The organism is Microbacterium sp. BK668, from assembly GCF_004362195.1.
Lineage (GTDB): Bacteria > Actinomycetota > Actinomycetes > Actinomycetales > Microbacteriaceae > Microbacterium.
In genome coordinates this window covers 1,637,517-1,656,686 of sequence record NZ_SNWG01000001.1, presented here as the reverse complement: position 1 = coordinate 1,656,686, position 19,170 = coordinate 1,637,517, and the positions used below count along the sequence as shown (strand labels likewise).

General features: G+C 70.6%; 23 protein-coding genes. 6 read left to right on the top strand and 17 right to left on the bottom strand.

What is annotated here, in order from left to right; genetic code table 11:
* Nucleotides 1-108 precede the first annotated feature (108 nt).
* Nucleotides 109-444 carry a YciI family protein gene (locus EV279_RS07225; RefSeq protein ID WP_133542173.1) on the top strand — a complete coding sequence of 112 codons (336 nt, stop codon included), beginning with the start codon at nucleotides 109-111 and terminating at the stop codon, nucleotides 442-444.
* Between the two features lie 3 nt (nucleotides 445-447).
* On the opposite strand, the gene EV279_RS07220 is transcribed toward EV279_RS07225, so the two are convergent.
* Genes EV279_RS07220 through EV279_RS07200 form a run of 5 tightly spaced genes read right to left on the bottom strand, consistent with a single transcriptional unit; the run spans nucleotide 448 to nucleotide 4,392 of the window.
* The gene (locus EV279_RS07220; RefSeq protein ID WP_133542172.1) at nucleotides 448-771 is read right to left on the bottom strand and encodes a hypothetical protein; all 324 of its coding nucleotides are present in this window, start codon (nucleotides 769-771) and stop codon (nucleotides 448-450) included.
* Between the two features lie 17 nt (nucleotides 772-788).
* Entirely contained in the window at nucleotides 789-1,421 is a 633-nt protein-coding gene (locus EV279_RS07215) for a response regulator transcription factor (protein WP_133542171.1), read from the bottom strand.
* Entirely contained in the window at nucleotides 1,418-2,605 is a 1,188-nt protein-coding gene (locus tag EV279_RS07210) for a sensor histidine kinase (RefSeq protein WP_133542170.1), read from the bottom strand. Before EV279_RS07210 ends, EV279_RS07215 begins: the two co-directional genes overlap by 4 nt.
* A gap of 27 nt (nucleotides 2,606-2,632) precedes the next feature.
* Nucleotides 2,633-3,478 (bottom strand): ABC transporter permease, encoded by an 846-nt coding sequence (locus EV279_RS07205; RefSeq protein ID WP_133542169.1) that lies wholly within the window; start codon nucleotides 3,476-3,478, stop codon nucleotides 2,633-2,635.
* Entirely contained in the window at nucleotides 3,475-4,392 is a 918-nt protein-coding gene (locus EV279_RS07200; protein WP_133542168.1) for an ABC transporter ATP-binding protein, read from the bottom strand. Before EV279_RS07200 ends, EV279_RS07205 begins: the two co-directional genes overlap by 4 nt.
* 118 nt (nucleotides 4,393-4,510) lie before the next feature.
* Between EV279_RS07200 and EV279_RS07195 the strand changes: the two genes are divergently transcribed.
* Together EV279_RS07195 and EV279_RS07190 are read left to right on the top strand one after the other, a co-directional pair.
* Nucleotides 4,511-5,716 (top strand): pyridoxal phosphate-dependent aminotransferase, encoded by a 1,206-nt coding sequence (locus EV279_RS07195; protein WP_208109495.1) that lies wholly within the window; start codon nucleotides 4,511-4,513, stop codon nucleotides 5,714-5,716.
* Nucleotides 5,713-6,108 carry a glucose-6-phosphate dehydrogenase gene (locus EV279_RS07190; protein ID WP_133542166.1) on the top strand — a complete coding sequence of 132 codons (396 nt, stop codon included), beginning with the start codon at nucleotides 5,713-5,715 and terminating at the stop codon, nucleotides 6,106-6,108. The genes EV279_RS07195 and EV279_RS07190 overlap by 4 nt, the downstream gene beginning before the upstream one ends.
* 135 nt (nucleotides 6,109-6,243) lie before the next feature.
* On the opposite strand, the gene EV279_RS07185 is transcribed toward EV279_RS07190, so the two are convergent.
* The 8 genes from EV279_RS07185 to EV279_RS17120 form a co-directional block, all read right to left on the bottom strand.
* Complete coding sequence (locus tag EV279_RS07185) at nucleotides 6,244-7,380, bottom strand: UDP-N-acetylmuramate dehydrogenase (protein ID WP_133542165.1); 1,137 nt, start codon at nucleotides 7,378-7,380, stop codon at nucleotides 6,244-6,246.
* 4 nt (nucleotides 7,381-7,384) lie between these two features.
* On the bottom strand, nucleotides 7,385-7,786 hold the full coding sequence (locus tag EV279_RS07180; protein WP_133542164.1) for a MaoC/PaaZ C-terminal domain-containing protein: 402 nt from the start codon (nucleotides 7,784-7,786) through the stop codon (nucleotides 7,385-7,387).
* Nucleotides 7,783-8,232: a MaoC family dehydratase N-terminal domain-containing protein gene (locus EV279_RS07175; RefSeq protein ID WP_133542163.1), complete on the bottom strand. Its 450-nt coding sequence runs from the start codon at nucleotides 8,230-8,232 to the stop codon at nucleotides 7,783-7,785. The genes EV279_RS07180 and EV279_RS07175 overlap by 4 nt, the downstream gene beginning before the upstream one ends.
* 55 nt (nucleotides 8,233-8,287) lie before the next feature.
* Nucleotides 8,288-9,085, bottom strand: a complete 798-nt coding sequence (locus EV279_RS07170) for a sulfite exporter TauE/SafE family protein (RefSeq protein WP_133542162.1) — start codon at nucleotides 9,083-9,085, stop codon at nucleotides 8,288-8,290.
* A gap of 2 nt (nucleotides 9,086-9,087) precedes the next feature.
* Nucleotides 9,088-9,765, bottom strand: coding sequence for a DUF2510 domain-containing protein (locus EV279_RS16925; RefSeq protein ID WP_208109494.1), 678 nt, complete (start codon nucleotides 9,763-9,765; stop codon nucleotides 9,088-9,090).
* Between the two features lie 38 nt (nucleotides 9,766-9,803).
* Nucleotides 9,804-10,688 carry a hypothetical protein gene (locus tag EV279_RS07160; protein WP_133542161.1) on the bottom strand — a complete coding sequence of 295 codons (885 nt, stop codon included), beginning with the start codon at nucleotides 10,686-10,688 and terminating at the stop codon, nucleotides 9,804-9,806.
* Nucleotides 10,689-11,060: 372 nt separating this feature from the next.
* Nucleotides 11,061-11,906, bottom strand: a complete 846-nt coding sequence (locus EV279_RS07155; RefSeq protein WP_133542160.1) for a methyltransferase domain-containing protein — start codon at nucleotides 11,904-11,906, stop codon at nucleotides 11,061-11,063.
* Between the two features lie 146 nt (nucleotides 11,907-12,052).
* Nucleotides 12,053-13,141, bottom strand: coding sequence for an alpha/beta fold hydrolase (locus EV279_RS17120; RefSeq protein ID WP_279526917.1), 1,089 nt, complete (start codon nucleotides 13,139-13,141; stop codon nucleotides 12,053-12,055).
* 159 nt (nucleotides 13,142-13,300) lie between these two features.
* Between EV279_RS17120 and EV279_RS07145 the strand changes: the two genes are divergently transcribed.
* Complete coding sequence (locus EV279_RS07145; protein WP_166644482.1) at nucleotides 13,301-13,885, top strand: pyridoxamine 5'-phosphate oxidase family protein; 585 nt, start codon at nucleotides 13,301-13,303, stop codon at nucleotides 13,883-13,885.
* 249 nt (nucleotides 13,886-14,134) lie between these two features.
* Here EV279_RS07145 and EV279_RS07140 read toward each other — a convergent pair whose 3' ends face one another.
* The 3 genes from EV279_RS07140 to EV279_RS07130 form a co-directional block, all read right to left on the bottom strand.
* Entirely contained in the window at nucleotides 14,135-14,518 is a 384-nt protein-coding gene (locus EV279_RS07140) for a TIGR03618 family F420-dependent PPOX class oxidoreductase (RefSeq protein WP_133542157.1), read from the bottom strand.
* Nucleotides 14,519-14,527: 9 nt separating this feature from the next.
* Complete coding sequence (locus tag EV279_RS07135) at nucleotides 14,528-15,121, bottom strand: DUF1016 N-terminal domain-containing protein (protein WP_166644481.1); 594 nt, start codon at nucleotides 15,119-15,121, stop codon at nucleotides 14,528-14,530.
* A gap of 93 nt (nucleotides 15,122-15,214) precedes the next feature.
* The gene (locus EV279_RS07130) at nucleotides 15,215-16,237 is read right to left on the bottom strand and encodes an AraC family transcriptional regulator (RefSeq protein WP_133542155.1); all 1,023 of its coding nucleotides are present in this window, start codon (nucleotides 16,235-16,237) and stop codon (nucleotides 15,215-15,217) included.
* A 103-nt stretch (nucleotides 16,238-16,340) separates the two neighbouring features.
* On the opposite strand from EV279_RS07130, the gene EV279_RS07125 reads away from it, so the two are divergent.
* A complete protein-coding gene (locus tag EV279_RS07125) occupies nucleotides 16,341-16,931 on the top strand; it encodes a hypothetical protein (protein WP_133542154.1) in 591 nt (196 codons plus the stop codon).
* A 162-nt stretch (nucleotides 16,932-17,093) separates the two neighbouring features.
* Nucleotides 17,094-18,686: an AMP-binding protein gene (locus EV279_RS07120; RefSeq protein WP_133542153.1), complete on the top strand. Its 1,593-nt coding sequence runs from the start codon at nucleotides 17,094-17,096 to the stop codon at nucleotides 18,684-18,686.
* Between the two features lie 22 nt (nucleotides 18,687-18,708).
* Here EV279_RS07120 and EV279_RS07115 read toward each other — a convergent pair whose 3' ends face one another.
* Complete coding sequence (locus tag EV279_RS07115; RefSeq protein WP_208109493.1) at nucleotides 18,709-19,140, bottom strand: GNAT family N-acetyltransferase; 432 nt, start codon at nucleotides 19,138-19,140, stop codon at nucleotides 18,709-18,711.
* Nucleotides 19,141-19,170 lie beyond the last annotated feature (30 nt).

Here is a 19,170-nt window from a genome sequence, read left to right as displayed (position 1 = left end):
CTCCGGCTTCTGCCGGGGCATCCGTCCCTTCTTTCCGTGGTTCGTCGACTCGGCATCCGGTCGTTCGACGCACAGAGCGTAACGTCGCTTCACGGAAAGGACAGCGCGATGAAATTCCTCATGCTCGTGGTCGTCGATCCCTCCCTCGAGGAGAAGGAGGAGCCGCCGATCCCGATCGAGCAGTGGGTCGACGAGACCTACGGGGCCGGCAAGGCGACGGACGGAGACCGTCTGCGCCCGCCGGCCGACGCCAAGACCGTGCGGCGCCGCGGCGGCACGGTGATCGTGACGGACGGACCCTTCGCCGAGACCCACGAATGGATCGCAGGGTTCGACGTGCTCGAGGCCGCCTCGCTGGAGGAGGCGATCGAGATCGCGGCGCGGCACCCGATGGCCACCTCGGGTCTCATCGAACTCCGGCCGACCTGGCCGCTCGACCTCTGACGCTCAGGCCCTGGGGGCGGCACCGCGCGCGGCGCCCAGGGCCTGCGCCTCGGCCTCTCGCGCCAGGCGCTGGCCGCGGATCCCGCTGGCGACCGACCAGCTGAGCAGCCAGACCACCGTCACCACCGTGATGACGAACGACATCCGCAGCGCGACATCCTGATCCGCAACGGCCAGAAGCGGCGCGAGCGCGAGCACGCCGCCGACCACGGTGCCGACGGCGCCCGTGAGGGCGCAGGCGCAGGTTCCCCAGAGCCACCAGACGAGAACGCCCGCCACGACGAGCACGATCGACGAGATCACGGCTCCCCAGACCAACTCGTCCATGAGGGAAAGGGTAGCCCTCAGGGGAGGAATCCGCGCTCCATCGCCGTCGTCACGGCGTGCGTGCGATCGGCGACGCCCAGCTTGTCGAACGTCTTCAGCAGGTGCGTCTTGACGGTCGCCTCCCCGATGCCGAGTCGCGCGCCGATCTGCTTGTTGCTGTGCCCGGTCGCGACCAGGCGCAGCACCTCCGTCTCGCGCGGGGTGAGGATCGTCTCGGACGCGGGACGCCGCATCCGCTCCACCAGGCGCACGGCGACGCGCGGCGACAGCGCGGACTGGCCGGCTGCGACCGAGCGGATGCCCGCCACGATCTCCTCCTGGGGCGACGCTTTGAGGAGGTACCCGTCGGCGCCGGCCGCGATGGCCGCGAGGATCTGGTCGTCCGACTCGTAGGTGGTGAGGATGAGCACGCGCGGCGGCGGCTCTCCGGCTTCTCCCGCCACGATGCGGGTCGTCGCCACCACTCCGTCGGTGCGCGGCATCCGCAGATCCATCAGCACGACATCGGCCTCGGCGGCGCCCGCGACCCGCACCGCCTCCTCACCGTCGGATGCCTCGCCGACGACCTCGAAGCCGGGCTCGTCCGACAGCATCCCGGCCAGGCCCGCGCGGACGACGGGATGGTCGTCGGCGATGACGAGCCGGATCATCGCGCCTCCTCGACGCGGGCGGGTTCGTGCGGCAGGCGGACGCGGAGCGTCGTTCCGACCCCCGGCGCCGAGATGACGTCGATCGAGCCCCCCGCGAGGGCGACGCGCTCCCCCATGCCGTCGAGGCCGAATCCGGAGCGGGGGGCGTCGGGGTCGAATCCCCGTCCGTCGTCGCTCACCTCCACCTCGGTGACGCCCCCGGCGGAGGTCACCTCGACCGCCGCCCGCGTCGCACCCGCGTGCCGCCGCACGTTCGCGAGCGCCTCCTGGAGGCACCGGAGGAGCACGACCTGCGCATCGCGCCCGAGCGGCGCGGCATCGTCGATCCGCAGCGTGACGTCGATCGCGAGGCCTGCCTCAGCCCGGAAGCGCTCCGCGAGTCGCTCGACGGCTGCCGCGAAGGCGAGTTCGCCGGGGACCGCCGCCGTGCGGGCGACGAGGGCCCGCGATTCGGCGAGCGCTTCGCGTGCGACCTGCTCGACCGTCGCGATCGTCGCGGCCGCGGCATCCGTCGCCCCCTCCCGCGACTGCTTGCCCGCGCGCTCCGCGAGGATCACCAGCCCCGCGAGGGTCTGGGCGAGGGTGTCGTGGATGTCGCGCGACAGCCGCTCGCGCTCGCCCGCCGCGCCGCGATCGCGGCTGAGCGCCTCGACCTCGGCCTGCGCGGCGGTGAGTTCGGTGAGAAGGCGTGCGCGTTCCTCGCCGTACTCGGCGATGCTCGTGATCCACAGGCCCAGGGAGATGGCGAAGGCGACCGAGAAGCCGGCCGTGGTCAGTCCCGAGACGAATGCCTCGAACGACAGCCCGCCGCCCACGAGATACCCCGCGAGCACGGCCAGCGCGATGACGCTCGAGGCGAGGATCGCCTGGCGCCGATCCGGGGTGATGACCCACGCGAGCGGGTAGGCCACGATCTGCAGCATGGAGAGGAAGGGACCGGCCGCGACGCCGATGCAGATCGACACCGCGGCGATCGCGACGAACACCGGGACGCGCCACGTCGGGGGCTCCGTGCCGATCTCGGGACGGGCGAAGAGCGCGTAGCCCACGACGAACAGCCCGAGCGTCATCAGGACGATGAGGCGCTGGATGGGATCGGTCGGGCCGAAGCCGAGGAACGAGAACACCGCGATGGCGAGGATCGCGCCGATGACGGTGACGTCCCACCACCGCCGGTTCAGCATCCCGTGCCCCTTCCTCGCCTTCCGAGGCTACGCGTCGCGGCGGATCCACCGGAAGGTGATCCGGGACAGCACGAGGCCGACGACCAGCCACACCGACAGGGCGATCGCCACGCCGGCGAGGTTCCAGTCCTCCGTCTGCTCGAGCACTCCATAGCTGTCGGGCAGGAAGACGTAGCGCATGCCCTCGGCCATCCACTTGAGTGGGAAGAGGCTGGCGAAGTTCTGCAGCCAGTCGGGCAGCTGGAAGAAGAAGAGGTAGACGCCCGAGATGAACTGCAGCACGAGTGCGATGGGCACGACGACCGCCGTCGCGCTCTTGGCCGTTCGCGGGACCGAGGACAGCGCGACGCCGAGCAGCGCCGAGCCGGTGATTCCCAGCACGAAGACCCACGCGAACACCGCCCACTTCTCCGGGTCCGTCGGCAGCTGCGCGCCCAGCGCGAACACCGCGAAGGCGAGCAGCAGGATCGCCTGCAGGGTCCCCGTCACCCCGACCTGCCCGATCTTCCCGGCGAAGTACGACACCGGCGACAGCGGTGTGCCGCCCAGGCGCTTGAGGGTCCCCTCCGATCGCTCGACGGCGATGTCCATGGCGAGGTTCTGGAAGCCCGACAGGAGGAGCCCGGCCGCCAGCATCCCCGGCAGGTACAGCTCGGCGACCGAGATGGCCGGCACGCCCGGCGCCGGCTGGTACTCCCCGTCTGCGCCGAAGACGACGCTGAAGAGCCCGAGCATCGCGATCGGGAAGAGGAAGGTGAAGAAGAGGGTGTCTCCCGAGCGGAAGTACTGGACGATCTCGAAGCGCGTGCGCCACAGCCCGAGCGTGATGGGGCTACGCAGCGCGGGGCGGTCGGCACCGGCGGTGGCTGTCATCGCGCGCCTTCCTGGATGATCTCGTCGCCGGCGTCCACGGGCTCGGCGAGGCCCTCGTCGCCCGACTCCGCGGACGCCTCCGCCACGAGGTTCAGGTAGACGTCCTCCAGGCTGGGTCGCGCGATCTCGAGGCCTGCGGGAGCACCGCCCAGACGTGCCGCGAGTCGGGTCGCGAACTCGAACGGCTCCCGTGAGCGCTCCTCGCGCGACGCTCCGCCCTCGATCCAGCGCACGACCGGCACGCGGGCCTCTTCTCCGCCGATGGTCGCAACCGGCCCGATCGCCCGCAGGCGCCCGTCGGCGATGACGGCGACGCGGTCGGCCAGCTGCGCCGCCTCGTCGAGATAATGGGTCGTCAGGAGGATCGTCGTCCCTTCGCCCTGGAGGCGCCGGATGAGCTCCCAGAACTCGCGGCGGGCGTGCGGGTCGAACCCCGTCGTCGGCTCGTCCAGGAAGAGCAGCTCGGGCCGCCCGATGATCCCGAGCGCCACGTCGACGCGCCGCTGCTGGCCGCCGGAGAGCTTGGAGATGCGCGTCTTCGCCTGCGCCTCGAGGCCGACGGCCGCGATGACCTCGTCGACGTCCCGCGCGCGCGGGTAGAACCCGGCGAACTGGCGAAGCTGCTCGCGCACGGTGAAGAGCCCGCCGGATCCCGTGGGCTGCAGCACGATGCCGATGCGGGCCTTCCACTCGAGCCCGGCGGTCCCGGGATCCTCGCCGAGCACGGCGACCTCGCCGCCGGAGCGTCGGCGGTAGCCCTCCAGGATCTCGACCGTCGTCGACTTGCCCGCACCGTTGGGACCGAGGAGCGCGAACGTCTCGCCGTGCTCGATGTCGAACGAGACGCCGTCGACGACCGTCCGGCCGCCGTAGGCCTTCCGGAGGTTCCGCACTCGCACCGCAGTGTTCCGCATGCCTTCCAGACTTCCTGACGAGACGCCGGATGGGAACGCCTGACCGGGGTAGCGGGCATCCCCCATTCGGTGGATGCCTCCCCCGCGCACGTCGTTCGTCACGGGTACGCTCGAAGGCGTGACCGAACGCGCTCCCCTGTCCCGCAAGCTGTCCGCGATCGCCGAGTCGGCGACTCTCAAGGTCGACGCGAAGGCGAAGGCCCTGCAGGCGGCGGGACGTCCGGTCATCAGCTACGCGGCGGGAGAGCCCGACTTCGCCACCCCGCAGTTCATCGTGGATGCCGCGATCGAGGCGCTCCACGACCCCGCCAACTACCGCTACACGCCCGCCGTCGGCCTTCCCGTGCTGCGCGAGGCGATCGCGGCGAAGACCCTCCGCGACTCGGGCCTGGACGTCGCCCCGTCCCAGATCGTCGTGACCAACGGCGGCAAGCAGGCGGTCTACCAGGCCTTCCAGGCGGTCGTGAACCCCGGCGACGAGGTGCTGCTGCCGGCCCCGTACTGGACCACCTATCCCGAGGCGATCGCCCTCGCCGACGGCGTGCCGGTCGAGGTGTTCGCGGGTGCCGATCAGGAGTACAAGGTCACGGTCGACCAGCTCGAGGCGGCCCGCACCGACAAGACGACCGCGCTCGTCTTCGTCTCGCCGTCGAACCCGACTGGATCGGTTTACACCGCCGACGAGACGAAGGCCATCGGCGAGTGGGCGGTGGAGCACGGCATCTGGATCATCTCGGACGAGATCTACCAGAACCTGGTCTACGAAGGCGTGCGCGCCGTGTCGATCGTCGAGGCGGTTCCGGATGCCGCGGCCCAGACGATCCTCGTCAACGGCGTCGCGAAGACCTACGCGATGACGGGGTGGCGCCTCGGGTGGATGGTGGGCCCCGCCGACGCCATCAAGCTCGCGGCCAACCTCCAGTCGCATCTCAGCTCCAACGTCAACAACGTCGCGCAGCGCGCGGCGCTCGCGGCGCTGAGCGGCCCGCAGACCGAGGCGGAGGGGTTCCGCGTCGCCTTCGACCGCCGCCGCAAGCTCATCGTCTCGGAGCTGTCGAAGATCGAGGGCGTCACCGTGCCGAACCCCCTCGGCGCGTTCTACGCCTACCCCGATGTCACGGGACTCCTCGGCCGCGAGTGGCGCGGCAAGCGCATCGAGACGTCGCTCGAACTCGCCGACCTCATCCTCGACGAGGCCGAGGTCGCCGTCGTGCCGGGTGAGGCGTTCGGGCCCTCCGGCTACCTGCGCCTGTCGTACGCGCTCGGCGACGACGCGCTGCTGGAGGGTGTGAAGCGGATGCAGGAGCTCTTCGCGGACCGATGAGGATCACGGAATCGGCGGACTGGCGGGACGCGCTCCCGTTCGAGTCTCCTGTGCTGCTGGCCGATGCCCTCCCCGGCGAGCCCGCCCGCTGCGCAGGCTGCGGCCCGGACCGTGAACCGCGACCGCGTGACGAGCTCTGGGCGTACAAGCACCGGCATCCGAAGAACCACTCCGGATACGTGCGCTTCTACTGCGCCGCGCACGTCCCGGCCGCCCGGCGCCCCGCCGCGGCATCCCCCGTTCCGCGATCGCGCGCCGAGCGCGCGCCGCGTCAGGCACCCGTGCGCCGCACGCCCGCTCAGCCGGAGCGCGTCTCGCTGCTGTGCCCCAACTGCTTCGTCGAGGTGCCGCCGACGGGGGTCTGCGGCATCTGCGGCGAACGCGTCGCCTGAGGCATCCCCGCTTGCCGCCGGCCCGGCCGGACACAGGCGAACCGCATGAGGCAGGACCTCCCACCCGGGAGACTGCCTGCCTCCGTCTGATCGCCTGTACTCGACGAGGCGGACCGGGCCGGGCGTCTCGCGGCGCTAGAGCTCGACGCCGAGGAGGACCGGCTCGGGCTGCAGGACGAGCCCGAACTCCGACTGGACCCGCCCCTGGATGAAGCGGGCGAGCTCGGCGAGCTCCGCCGCCGTCGCACCGCCGCGGTTGGTCAGCGCGAGCGCGTGCTTCGTCGACAGCGCGGCGCGCGAGCGCGGCAGCGCGAAGCCCTTCCGGATGCCGGCGTGCTCGATGAGCCACGCCGCGCTCACCTTGACGTCGGGCTCCTCCGCCACGGGGGCCGGCACGTAGCCGTCGAAGGACGCCAGCGGGATGACCAGCACCGGATCGAGATCGGGTGCGACCGGCCAGCGCGGACATTCTTCGGGAAGAGTGCGGGCGAAGGATGCCGAGACCACCGCGTTCTGGAAGAACGACCCCGCGCTCCACGTGTCGGGGTCGTCGTCATCGAGCACCATGCCCTTGCGGCGACGCGTCTGGAGGACGTGCTCGCGGATCCACGCGACCGGGACACCCTGGCCCTCGGCGAGGCCGAGCGCCGTCCGCAGCTGCGAGCCGGCGATGGGCCGCTCCTCGTGGCCGACCTCCGCGAGCTCGAGGGTCACCGAGAGGATCACGGCGGAGCGCAGGGGCGCGGAGCCGTAGTGGTGCTTCAGCACCGACGTCCGGAAGCCGAGGCCGAGATCGGCGGCGGGCACCGTCGAGACCTCGCCCGTCGACTCGTCGAGCAGCTCCACCTCCACCAGCGTCTGCACGATCTCCTGACCGTACGCGCCGATGTTCTGCACAGGCGCCGCGCCGACCGTGCCGGGGATGCCCGACATCGCCTCGATCCCGGCGAGGCCCTGCTCGACCGCGTACGCGACCAGCGCGTCCCAGTCATGCCCGGCTTCGACACGGAGTCGCGCGAACCCGGGCCGGGGCGACGGCATCCGCTCGATGCCCCGCGTGAGGATCCGCACGACCGACCCCTCGAACGGCTCGTCGCCGACGAAGAGGTTGGAGCCGCCGCCGAGCACGAGCCACGGCTCGCCGTCTCCCCAGACCTCCAGGAGCGCAGCGACGAGCTCGTCGCGCGAGTGCGCGTCGATCAGGCGGGCGGGGAGGCCGCCGGTGCGCAGCGTCGTGAGCTGCGCGAGCGGAAGAGGCTCGACATCGGGCATGGGGCTAGGCCAGACGCACCCGTGCCTGGGCCTTGACGAGCACCGTCGTGCCGTCGTGCGAGACGATCAGATCGATACGCGCCGTCTCGTCGTCGACCGCGCCGACCTTCGCCACCACCGACACATCGGCCCCGGCCTCGGGGTCGACGACGACGGGGCGCGTGAAGCGCACGCCGTACTCGAGGATGCGGCCGGCGTCGCCGAGCCACGGCACGAGCGTCTGCACGGCGAGACCCATCGTGAGCATCCCGTGGGCGAGCACGCCGGGAAGACCGACCGCCGCGGCGATGTCGTCGCGGTAGTGGATCGGGTTGAAGTCGCCCGAGGCGCCGGCGTAGCGGACGAGCGATTCACGGGTGAGGTGCACGGTGCGCTCGGCGACGACGTCGCCCACGGTGAGGGTCACTGCTCCCCCTCCGCGACGAGCAGCACGGACGTCGCGGTCACGACATGGTCGCCCGAGGCATCCGTGATCTCGGACTCGCTGGTCACCATCGCGGCCGCGCCCATCCCGCGGATGCCCGAGACCGAGAGCCTGGCGGTGAGCTCGTCACCGGCGACGATGGGACGCGAGTAGCGGAATCTCTGCTCCGCGTGCAGCACGTTCTTCAGGACGATGCCGGAGTCGGGCTCGCCCAGCAGCTGCTGCAGGGTGGCGTCGGTGACGACGATCGCGAAGGTGGGCGGCGCGATGACGTCGGCGTAGCCGAGCGCCTGCGCTGCGGCCGGATCGGTGTGCTGGGGGTCGTCGGCGAAGACGGCGCGTGCGAACTCGCGCACCTTCTCCCGCCCGACGAGGTAGGGCGACGTCGGCGGGAAGTCCCGCCCGACGAGGTCGGGGTTCACTGGCACCGTGCCATCCTACCGAGCCCCTGGCGGCCGCCCTCCCGGCCGAGGGCGGGACGCGTCAGCGCTTGCGTCCGCGCACTGCGCGAACGGCCATCTGCACGGCGATGAAGGCGAGGAACACGGCGAAGAGGACGTTGCCGACGAACGGGTCGACGAGCGTGGCGATCCACGCCCCGAGCGCGGTGGTCGTGCACGCGGCGACACCCACGACGGCGGCGGCCAGGAGGTCGACGTTGCGGCGGCGGATGTTGCCGATCGTGCCCGAGATCGCCGTCGGGATCATCATGAGCAGCGACGTCCCCTTGGCGATCAGGTCGCTCGTGCCGAAGACGATCATGAGCGCCGGTACGACGATGATCCCGCCGCCCACTCCGAGGAGCCCGGCGAGCGTGCCCGTCACGACGCCGAGCACGACCAGGCCCGACACGGTGAGGACGTTCAACGGCAGCTCGGCCTCGCGTGAGGGGATGACGAGGAAGAGGCTCACGATGACGAGCGCGAGGAAGCCCACGAAGCTCCATCGCAGCACGGTCAGCGACAGGCGCGGCAGCAGCCACGTGCCGATCTGCGCTCCGCCGACGGCGCCCGCGGCGAGGATGAGCGCCGGGATCCAGGCGACCGATCCGTGGATCGCGTACGAGATGACTCCGACGGTCGCGGTGGGCACGATCGCGGCGAGGGACGTGCCGGCGGCGAGCCGCTGGTCGAACCGCAGGAGCAGCACGAGCAGCGGCACGATGACGGTGCCCCCGCCGACACCGAAGAGCCCGGAGAGCAGGCCGGCGAGCAGGCCGATGCCGATGCAGGTGAGGTAGAAGCGCGTCGTGCGAGCGGCGCCCGTCGATGATCCGGCCACGGTCAGTCGGAGGCCGCGTCGTCGATGGCCCAGCGCTCGCCGTCCGCCACGACGTAGTACTCGTAGTGCACCTCGGTCGGTTCGGGGGTCGCGAGAGGCTGGTTCTCGTCGTCGGTGAGCGAGAGGTAGGTCTCGGTCGTCGCGACCGTGATCGTGCCGCCGGCGCGGGTGATCCCGGTGACTTCGATGTCGTAGTCGTCGATCGATTCGCTGAAGCCCTGAGCCTCGCCCTCGAACGCCGCGCAGTCGGGAAGGCCGATCTGCGCCCGGAAGGACTCGGTGGTCGCGGCGAAGAACTTGTCGCAGTCGACCTCGCTCCATGCGTCGTCGTACAGCTCGACCGCGTCGACGGCGGCCCTCTCGTCGGCATCCCCCGGCTCCGTGCCGCCGCCGGCCGCCCCGACGAGGCTGGTGAGCAGCATCGGGATGAGCACGATGGCCGCGATGACCATCCCCAGGACGACGACGCCGATCACGACCCAGACGATCCACATCCTCGACGACCGCCGCGGCTCGGGGGTCCCGGGGGCGGGCGCCCCCGCACCGATACCGGCGTCGTCGAGGGCGGTGACATCACGACGATCCTCACCGGGCTGGGTGTGCTCCGTCCACCGGGCTCCGTCCCACCAGCGACGGGCGCCGTGTCGGTCGTCGTACCACCCCGGCGGTGTTGAGCTCATACCGGCAACCCTACCCGCGGGCCCCGGCGGGTCCCGGCTCACACCGGCGGCAGCGTCCCCACCAGACTCGGATCGGGGTCGCGCCACTTCTGCGCGGACTGGAGGATCCAGAACAGCGCGAACAGGCCGAGCGCCACGAACTCGCACACGAAGACCGGCGGGATCTCGGCATCCGGGATCTCGCCGCCCGCCACCAGCGCGACGATCACGACGATGTCGGCCACGAGCGCCGCGGCTATCGCGATGTTCGCGACGGCCAGGGCGCGCGAGGGCTGCACCCACAGCGGGTCGCCGGCGTGGGGGAAGGCATTCCACACGGCGACCGCGGCGATCACGAGGAAGAACAGACTCGTCGCGACGAAGTGCCCGAGGGCCAGGAACGCCTCACGGGCGAACGCCCATGTCAGCCCCACCGAGATGAGGACGAGCACCGTGACGAAGACGGATGCCGCGATCTGCCGCCACGTCAGCCCCTGCCGGCTGCGGATGAACAGCGCCACCACGACCAGCACGGCGCCCGTGACGAGGAAGGTCGCGACGTTATTGTCCACGTCGGCCCGCACCTCCAGCGGGACGCAGGGCGCGTCCGCCGGGCAGGTGCCGCCGAATCCGGGGATTCCGCCCGGATAGATCGGCGTCGGCACGATCGCGATGATCGGCGCGAGCAGCGCTGCCGCGTCGAGGAGGTTGCGCTCGACCCCTCGGCCGGACAAGGCGAACAGCCCGAAGGATGCCGCGATCAGCGCTCCGACGATCGCGTTGCGCGCGGGAGAGTAGTAGTACGCGCTGATCGACTCGAGCAGACCCACCTCCGCCACCCCGAAGCCGACGGAGACGGCGATGACGAGGACCGTGGCGGCGATTCCGATCCGCACGTACCGGTAGGTGCGCAGCAGCGAGGTCTCGATCGGCACGTCGGTCATCGGACTCCCTCGCTCGGGCGGCTGGTCAACGCTAGCGGCGTGCGCTGACGCCGCGTCGGACGGCGCGCAGGGATCGGGCGGGGTTCCCGGCGCGGAGCCGCTGTGGGTCCACGGCGTTACAGGTGCGCTACGTCTCGTCGAACCCGCGATGGTCCGCGGCGTCCGCCCCGTACCCTGACGGCAGGCCCGCCGTTGCGTCACCGCCGGGTTCCCCAAGTCCGGTGCGGCTCGACCTTCCAACGGCGGCCATCCGGCGGCGGCGGGCTCAGATCCCCCTCGGCGACCTCCCACCGCTCGAGGGGGATCGCCAATTCCGGGCGGCGCACGAAAGGCCGGGCCCGGCCGAAGCCGGACCGGGCCCTGGGTGATGGCTCAGGCCCGCCGGGCGGTGACCAGCAGATACTCCCATCCCATGACGCCGTCGCGGAGGTGTCGATCGCCGAGTGCGGCGAGCTCCTCGTCGAGGGCTGCGGCCCTCTCGGCGTCGTCCGCGAGGAAGCGGTACACCGCGATCGTGGGGCCGTAGTTGGCCTTGAAGAAGTCGCGGAACTCCGCGCCACTCGCGAAGCGCGTGACGCGAAGCGACCGCTGCCTGGCCACGAGGTCGGCCACCCGGTCCCCGAACAGCGCGCGCACGTGATCCGCGCTCCCCCACAGCGGCGCCGGCGAAGCGCCGGCGGGAGGCGGCGGAGCGTACGGCCTCATGACCGCGAACATCTCGCCGATGAAGCCGCTCGGCGTCCAGCTGAGGACACCGACGCGTCCCCCCGGGCGGACCACCCGGAGCAGCTCGTCGGCCGCGAGCTGATGGTGCGGCGCGAACATCACCCCGATCGACGACATGACGACGTCGAACGAGCCGTCCGCGAAGGGCAGCGACTCGGCATCCGCCGTCTGCCACGTGATCCCGCGGTTCTCCGTGGATGCCGCGACCCGGCCCACCTCGAGGAGCTCAGGCGTCAGGTCGGTCGCGACGACGTCCGCGCCCAGCCGCGCCGCGGGGATCGCCGAGGTGCCGGTGCCGGCCGCGACGTCGAGGATCCGCTCGCCGCGCTGCACGTCGAGGGCATCGACGAGGATGCCGCCGAGTCCGCCGACGATGTCCTCGACGACGGTGGGGTAGCTTCCGCTGGCCCACATCGCGGCGTGCTTGGCCTTGAGGGCGCGGTCCTCCGGGGTGGCGGTGATCGCCGGTCCGGTGGTGGTTGTGATGGACATTGTTCCTCCCGTGGGTGGTTGATGAGGCAACCGTAGGGACGAGGCATCCGTCCGCACATCGGCGCCAGCGCGCAGATCGGGCGGTCTCGCCCGGCTCGGCTGGCGGCTGACGCGTAGGCGGCGGCCCACGCGCGCAGAGGCGGCACTCAGGACCGGGAAAGGAGCCGGGCGACCGCCGCGGTCCGCGCGGATCGGCCTTGCAGCCCGAGCTTGGCGTAGGCGTTCTGAAGGTGCCGCTCGACGGTTCTCACCGAGAGCACGAGCTCGGCGGCGATCGCGTCGTTGTCCCGTCCGGCGGCAGCGAGGCGGAGGATCTCGAGCTCACGCGGCGAGAGGATCGCCGCGAGATCCTCCGGGTCGGGCGCCGCGTCGGGCAGCCGGTCGGGCGCGATGAAGTCCGACACCTCGCGGAGGAACACCGGCCACGCCGGCTCGTCCTCGAGGACGATGTGATTGTCGCTCTCCAGCGCGACGAGCCGTGCACCGCGGATGTGCGACGCCAGGTCGCGCGCGTGGTGGAACTCGTTCATCTGGTCGCCGCGGCTGTGGATGACGAGGGTCGGAAGGTCGATCTCCGCCATGCGAGCGCTCGAGTCGGCGTTCTGTCGCTGCGCGCGCGAGATGACGGCGGTCTCGGCATCCACCGCCATCTTCTGCAGGTCGTCGAGCCAGCTCCTCTGCTCCTCGGTTCCGCCCGGGATCATGAGGCTGCTGAAGACGCGCCGGAACTCGGACGTCGGGCGCGCCCACCCGACGCGGATCAGGGCTTCGAACGCCTCGTCGAGCGCGATCTCCTCGGGGGACGCACCCGCATGAGCGCCGGCGTAGCTGCCGTAGAAGATGAGCCGCGTCAGGCGTTCGGGATGCCGCACCGCGTACTCCAGCGCGACGGGGCCGCCCTGGGCCATCGCGAGGAGCGCGAATCGATCGAAGCCCGCATCGTCGGCGACCGCTTCGAGGTCGGCCACGCGGGCCTGGAGGCTGTGGTCGGTGACCCCCCGATCCGACAGACCGTGACCGCGCTCGTCGTACCGGATGACGGTCGCCACGCTTCCCAGCCCGACCAGGAAATGGCGCCAGACGGGGCTCTGCCAGTCGAACTGCAGATGGCTGAGCCAGCAGGCGTCGATGAGCAGGGGCGGTCCCGAGCCGTGCACGGCGTACGCGATGCCGACGCCGTCCGCGGAGCGCGCGAAACGGATGTCCTGCACCACGTCCGGCTCGAACGTCACCACGCCGGTCATTGTAGGAGGCGGATGCCGCGCGCACACCTGCTGCCGACGCCGTCCCCCGCCCGCTCCGCAGGACTGGTTCCCGCTAAGCGGGTGCACGCCTGGATCGGCGTCGGTTTCGGGAGTAGGACGGAAGGGGAAGCAGGAAGAAGGCGCAGAAGGATGAGCGGAGCTTCGCAGCACGGGATGTCGTCGTCGGTTCGGGCCGGAGTGGAGCACCTCGACGCGGCCGAGTGCTGGTCGATGCTGCAGTCGACCGAGCTCGGCAGGCTCGCACTCGTCCGGGAAGACGGCGCGCCGGACATCTTCCCGGTCAACTACGTTGCGCACGAGGGCTCGCTCTACGTGCGGACGGCTCGTGACAGCAAGCTGCTGCACATCGCGCACCACCCGGTGGCGGCCTTCGAGATCGACGGCGAGACCGCCGAAGCGCGGTGGAGCGTCGTCGTGCGGGGCCCGGCCGCGCGCGTCACCAGCGACGCCGAGATCCGCGCGAGCGGCGTGCAGCGGCTGAGCTCGTGGAGCCCGACGAAGAAGCACTTCGTCATCCGGGTGACGGCCCACGCCGTCACGGGCCGGCGCTTCGCCCGGTCGCCGGGCCGCAGCGAGCCCCTGCGGCCTTTCGCGGCGGATGCCTCGGCACCGCCGACCGACGGCGGCGACCACCGGTCGCGCGCGACGCGTCCCGAGCCGATCCCGCACCAGAGCCCTTCGCCTCGGTCGCCGGCCGGGCGTGCCCCCGACTGAGTCCCGCCGCCGGCGTCGGAGGGCGCTCCAGTCTCGCCCTGAAACACTCCCGGTGATGAACCGGATCGAGGACTCCGCGTCCGACGACTGGGCCGAGAAGAAGCAGGAACAGGACTCATCGTGGGCCTCCTCGGCGGCGCGAAGCACCGAGCTCCGCGACGATCCGTGTTGCTCTGGACCCTCGCGAACCCGTGAGAACTCCGTCGGAGCGGCCGGACTACGCTCGGGCGGATCACCAGGACGGCCGGATCACGCGACGAGTCCCGAGCTGCCCATCACCCGCCAGGGGACGATCTCGATCGCGACGCGCAGAGGGTTCTCGCGCGGTTGCCGGTAGCGCTCTGCGTAGAGGGCGACGGCGAGCGCGACGGCGTCAGGATCGTCCCGCACGGTCGCCTCTCCCTGGAACGTGATCCATCGAGCGCCTTCGAACTGGCTCACGGTCGCCGTGCCGTCGCGTCGAAGGTTGCGCACCTTCTGGGAGCCGCCCGAGGAGATGACTCTCAGCACGCCGTCCTGGAAGGTGTATCCGACCGGCACGGCGTGGATCCCGCCCCACGGCGCAAGGCTCGACAGCGTCGCGAGGTGGCGCCGGCGGATGAAGTCCCGCCCCTCGTCGGTCAGTGTTCGCACACCGCGACGCTACCGCGCCGACGCTCCGACTCGGTCGATGACGAGCGCGAGGAAGTCCCGCGTGTGCAGGTCATTGCTGATCTCGTGGGCCAGGTCCGAGTCCACGCGGCTGAGGGCCGCCGCGAAGTTCCCCGGAGCGGCCCCGTCGCTCTCGTGCAGCCGCGCTGAGATGTGCTCCACGAGGGTGTCGCAGCTCCACGTGTGCTCGATGGCCTTGCCGGCGTACCACTCTCGCAGCCCTTGGTCGTCGAGCCGGTCGAGCAGTGCGACGACGTGGGGCCAGGGCAGCTGCCCGACGGGCTGCTGGAAGATCCCGCCTCTCCCGGGCCACTCTGCGGCGAAGGTGCGCATGTGGTGCACGTCGGCGGAGCAGAAGCCCCGCATGGCGGGGAACTCGGTGCGGAGGTCCTCGGCGAACTGCGCGACGATCGCGCCGTCCGTATCGCCTTCCGCCTCCCTCTCGACGATCGATCGACCGATCAGCCAGTAGAGCGCGATGAGTTCGGCGTTGGCGCGGCGCTGCAGGGTGAACCGGGCCTCCTGAACGCGGCGCGTGAGAGCATCGAGCGTTTCGGCTTCCCCCGCGGAATCGATGTCTGCCATCCTCCAAGCATCGCGCATCTCATGACTCCAGACCTGGGGGGTTGACCCGGCAGGCCATCCGGTTTCCGGGAGCACGCACGCGGACGGCGATCCTCACTCCACCGGGGCGCCGGAGAGGGACCTCGCGCTGCGGCGCACCTGCGACGGGGATGCGCCGAACCAGCGATGGCAGGCGCGCGTGAGCGCGCTCTGCTCACTGAGCGCGAGGAGGCCGGCGAGCTGCCCGAGGGGCATGTCGGTGTCGCGAAGGTAGCGTTCCGCCTCGTCGCGCCGGACGTGGTCGACCAGCCGCGCGAAGCTGGTGCCCTGCGCGGCGAGCTGCCGTTGCAGGGTGCGCCGATGCTGCGCGAGCTGCTCCGCGACGAGATCCAGGTCGAGCGTGCCGGTCGGCAGCGTACGGCGGATGAGCCTGATCACGGCGTCTACCGTGGTGGCGGTCGTCGGTACGACGATCGTGTCGAGATAGTCCTGCACCACTGCGTGCACGGCGCTGTCGGACCTCAACGGACGCTTCAGGATCCGCGCGTGGAAGACGAAGCCGTAGCGGGAGGCGGAGAAGTCGATCGGGCAGCCGAAGTAGTCCACATAATCCGACCGGTCGACGAGCGGCTCGTGCCTGAGCTGCACCGACAGGGGAAGGAAATCGTCGCCGGCCAGAAGGCGGAAGACCCGGCAGGCGACGCCGAGCGCGAGTTCCGCGGCTTGGCGATGCACGGGGGGACGGCTCACGTCGATGCGCCACTCGAACGTCGCCGTCGATCCGGCCGGCTCCGCGCGCACCCCGACGGTGAGGGCGGGGCTGTACACCGACATGTAGTTCTCGATGGCCAGAAGCGCCTCTCCGACGGTCGGCGCCGTCCGGGCTGCGACGCCGAGGGGGCCGAGGATCTCAAGCCCCTGCCGGGAGCCGAGCCGGCGTCCGAAGTCCCCTGCGCCGGTCGCTTGGGCCGCGGCCTCGAGCACCCCCGCGACGCTCCGATAGCTGACGAATCGCTCATGATCGCCGATCGCCTCGCGGTCGAGCTGATAGGCCGCCAGCAGCCGGTCCGGGTCGCCGTTCAGCTGGCTCACGAGGTCCGCGAAGCCCAGCAGTGCGGTGCCTCGGATCAGCGACATGTCACTCATGATCAAGAAGGTGTCGCGCAGGGTCAAGACACGCTCGGGGTGGTCAAGGGATGGTGTCAAGGCTGATCGCTCACCGACGAGAGAAAAGGTCCCCATGAGCCGCTTCGACATCACCCGAACCAATCTCGCCATCGCGCGGCTGCTCGAGACGACCGAGAACCCGCGACATCGATGGCTGCTGCACGCCTACGACCGCCACCGCAATCTCGAGATGGCGGGGCGCTGGCAGGAGATCTTCGAGCCCGACATGACCGTCGAGCACCCCGTGTATCACTTCAACGTCTTCGGCATCAACACGGTGCTCGACGGCGCCGACGCGGTGAAGGCCGTGTACGACGAATGGTCGCGCTCAGCACAGTGCATCTTCTACACCGACGACGAGAAGCTCGCCGTGGGAGACAACATGATCGTCTCCACCGCCACGATCTACCAGCAGACTCCCGGCACGGTGCTCGCAGAGGCCGGCGCTCCGGTGGACCCGAATGCGCACTACCTCGTCGCCAACGTCGAGCACATGATCTGGCCGTACGACGACGAGGGCCGCCTGATCGGCGAGGACGTCTGGGAGATCGACGAGTCGAAGCGGCGGATCATCCCGCTCGAGCCGCATGAAGTCCTCACGGTCGAGGAGTCGGCCAGGCTGCTGAACCCGTACATCAAACCCCTCCCCGTGCGGGCGTTCTAGGCCGAGGCCACTCCGTCCGAGCGCCGTCCGCTCGCGCGTCCCGGCAGGGCGTGTACCATGCCGGGCATCGGATCCCACGCTGCGTGCGACTCCGTTCCAGCGGTCCGCACGACCCGCTCCCCATCCGACTCACCCATCGCACGGCCGATCGAAGGAGATCCGTTGTTCCGCAGCCCTTACCCCGACGTCGACATCCCCGAGGTCAGCGTCTACGACTTCCTCTTCGGCTCGCTGACCGGCGAGGAGGCGGGGCGCATAGCGTTGATCGATCCGGCGTCCGGAACGGAGACGACGTACGGAGCTCTCCGTGCACAAGTGGACGCGTTCGCGGGAGCCCTCGCTGCCCGCGGCGCGGGAACGGGCACCGTGGTCGGGCTGCTGTGCCCCAACGTCCCCGCTTTCGCGACCGTGTTCCACGGCATCCTCCGGGCGGGGTCGACCGTCACGACGATCAACTCGCTGTACACCGCCGGAGAGATCGAGAAGCAGCTGAAGGATGCCGGGGCCACGTGGCTCGTGACCGTGTCGCCGCTGCTGCCGCAGGCATCCGCTGCGGCCGAGGCCGTCGGCATCCCGCACGAGCGGGTCGTCGTGCTGGACGGGGCGCACGGGCACCCCAACCTGCGCGCGATGATCGCGGAACAGCTGTCGCCCCCGGAAGTGCATTTCGATCCCGCCACGCACGTCGCGGTGCTGCCGTACTCGTCCGGCACGACGGGGGTGCCGAAGGGGGTCATGCTCAGTCACCGCAACCTGGTCGCCAACGTGCAGCAGTGCCGCACCAACATCGACCTGCGCGGCACGGATCGGGTGCTCGCGGTGCTGCCCTTCTTCCACATCTACGGGATGACGGTCCTGCTCAACCTCGCTCTGAGGCAGCGGGCGAGCCTGGTCACGATGCCGAAGTTCGATCTGGCGGACTTCCTCACCAACATCCAGACCTACTCCTGCACCTACCTGTACATCGCCCCGCCGATCGCGGTCGCGCTGGCAAAGCACCCGATCGTCGACCAGTTCGACATCTCCAGCGTGCACACCGTCTTCTCCGGCGCCGCTCCGCTGGACGGCGAGACCGCCGACCTGGCGGGAACGCGCATCCATGCCCGCATGATGCAGGGCTATGGCATGAGCGAGCTCAGCCCCGTCTCCCACGCGATGCCGCATGACCGGCACGACATCCCCGTCAGCTCCGTCGGGACCATGCTCCCCAACGAGGAGTGCAAGCTCGTCGACACCGCCACCGGAGAAGAGATCACAAAGGTGGGCGAAGACGGCGTCACCGCTGCCGGCGAGCTGTGGGTCCGCGGGCCGAACGTCATGCTCGGCTACCTGAACAATCCCGAGGCGACCGCCGAGACCCTCGACGCGGACGGGTTCCTGCACACCGGCGACATCGCCGTCTACCACGAGGGCGGCTACTTCTCGATCGTCGATCGGGTGAAGGAGCTGATCAAGTACAAGGGCTACCAGATCGCCCCCGCCGAGCTCGAGGCGCTCCTGCTCTCTCATCCGAAGATCATGGATGCCGCCGTGATCGGCGTTCTGGACGACGAGAAGCAGGAGATCCCCAAGGCCTTCGTCGTCGCCGCCCCCGAGTCCGCCCTCACCGAGGACGAGGTGACGGCGTTCGTCGCCGACAACGTCGCCCCCCACAAGAAGGTCCGCCGCGTGGAATTCGTCGAGGCGATCCCGAAATCGGCGTCCGGGAAGATCCTCCGGAAGGACCTGCGTTCGCGAGAACTCGCCGGCGCATAGCGAGAAGGAGGAGCGAGCGGGTTCAGTTCTTCCAGGCGTCGCGAGAGAGGCGATAGCGGCGGAACGGCACACCGTCGAAGTCGCCGCTCCCGACGGAAGTGAAGCCCCACCTCGCCAGGACGCGGTCCGGTGATCGTGAATACGGCAGCGCCACGAAGACCTCGTCGAATCCGAAATGCTCGAATCCGGCATCCAGAGCCGCTCGCGCGACATCGGCTCCCGCACCCCAGAAGGAAGGGAACAGGACGAGCCCGAAGTCCGGGCCGTCATCCTCCCGCTGGAACCCTCCCCACCCGGCGAACTCCCCACCGACGAACACCGCCCACGGCCCGTACCCGTTGTGCTGCCACTGGGCGTCCTTGGACCGGACCCATTCAGCGGCTTGCGCCTGGTCGAACCTGCCTGCCAACGGCATGTGTCGCGCGTTGCGCGGCTCGTTCAGCAGCCTGGTCACTGCGGGCAGCGGAACCTCCGGAAGGCGCCC

Bases quoted from the DNA above. Each gene is read 5' to 3' on its own strand.
- EV279_RS07205 (WP_133542169.1), bottom strand. From the start codon at position 3,478: ATGACAGCCACCGCCGGTGCCGACCGCCCCGCGCTGCGTAGCCCCATC.
- EV279_RS07160 (WP_133542161.1), bottom strand. From the start codon at position 10,688: ATGACCGACGTGCCGATCGAGACCTCGCTGCTGCGCACCTACCGGTAC.
- EV279_RS07125 (WP_133542154.1), top strand. From the start codon at position 16,341: ATGAGCCGCTTCGACATCACCCGAACCAATCTCGCCATCGCGCGGCTG.
- EV279_RS07200 (WP_133542168.1), bottom strand. From the start codon at position 4,392: ATGCGGAACACTGCGGTGCGAGTGCGGAACCTCCGGAAGGCCTACGGC.
- EV279_RS07210 (WP_133542170.1), bottom strand. From the start codon at position 2,605: ATGCTGAACCGGCGGTGGTGGGACGTCACCGTCATCGGCGCGATCCTC.
- EV279_RS07145 (WP_166644482.1), top strand. From the start codon at position 13,301: ATGAGCGGAGCTTCGCAGCACGGGATGTCGTCGTCGGTTCGGGCCGGA.
- EV279_RS07225 (WP_133542173.1), top strand. From the start codon at position 109: ATGAAATTCCTCATGCTCGTGGTCGTCGATCCCTCCCTCGAGGAGAAG.
- EV279_RS07135 (WP_166644481.1), bottom strand. From the start codon at position 15,121: ATGGCAGACATCGATTCCGCGGGGGAAGCCGAAACGCTCGATGCTCTC.
- EV279_RS07185 (WP_133542165.1), bottom strand. From the start codon at position 7,380: ATGCCCGATGTCGAGCCTCTTCCGCTCGCGCAGCTCACGACGCTGCGC.
- EV279_RS07220 (WP_133542172.1), bottom strand. From the start codon at position 771: ATGGACGAGTTGGTCTGGGGAGCCGTGATCTCGTCGATCGTGCTCGTC.
- EV279_RS07215 (WP_133542171.1), bottom strand. From the start codon at position 1,421: ATGATCCGGCTCGTCATCGCCGACGACCATCCCGTCGTCCGCGCGGGC.
- EV279_RS16925 (WP_208109494.1), bottom strand. From the start codon at position 9,765: ATGAGCTCAACACCGCCGGGGTGGTACGACGACCGACACGGCGCCCGT.
- EV279_RS07155 (WP_133542160.1), bottom strand. From the start codon at position 11,906: ATGTCCATCACAACCACCACCGGACCGGCGATCACCGCCACCCCGGAG.
- EV279_RS07130 (WP_133542155.1), bottom strand. From the start codon at position 16,237: ATGTCGCTGATCCGAGGCACCGCACTGCTGGGCTTCGCGGACCTCGTG.
- EV279_RS07190 (WP_133542166.1), top strand. From the start codon at position 5,713: ATGAGGATCACGGAATCGGCGGACTGGCGGGACGCGCTCCCGTTCGAG.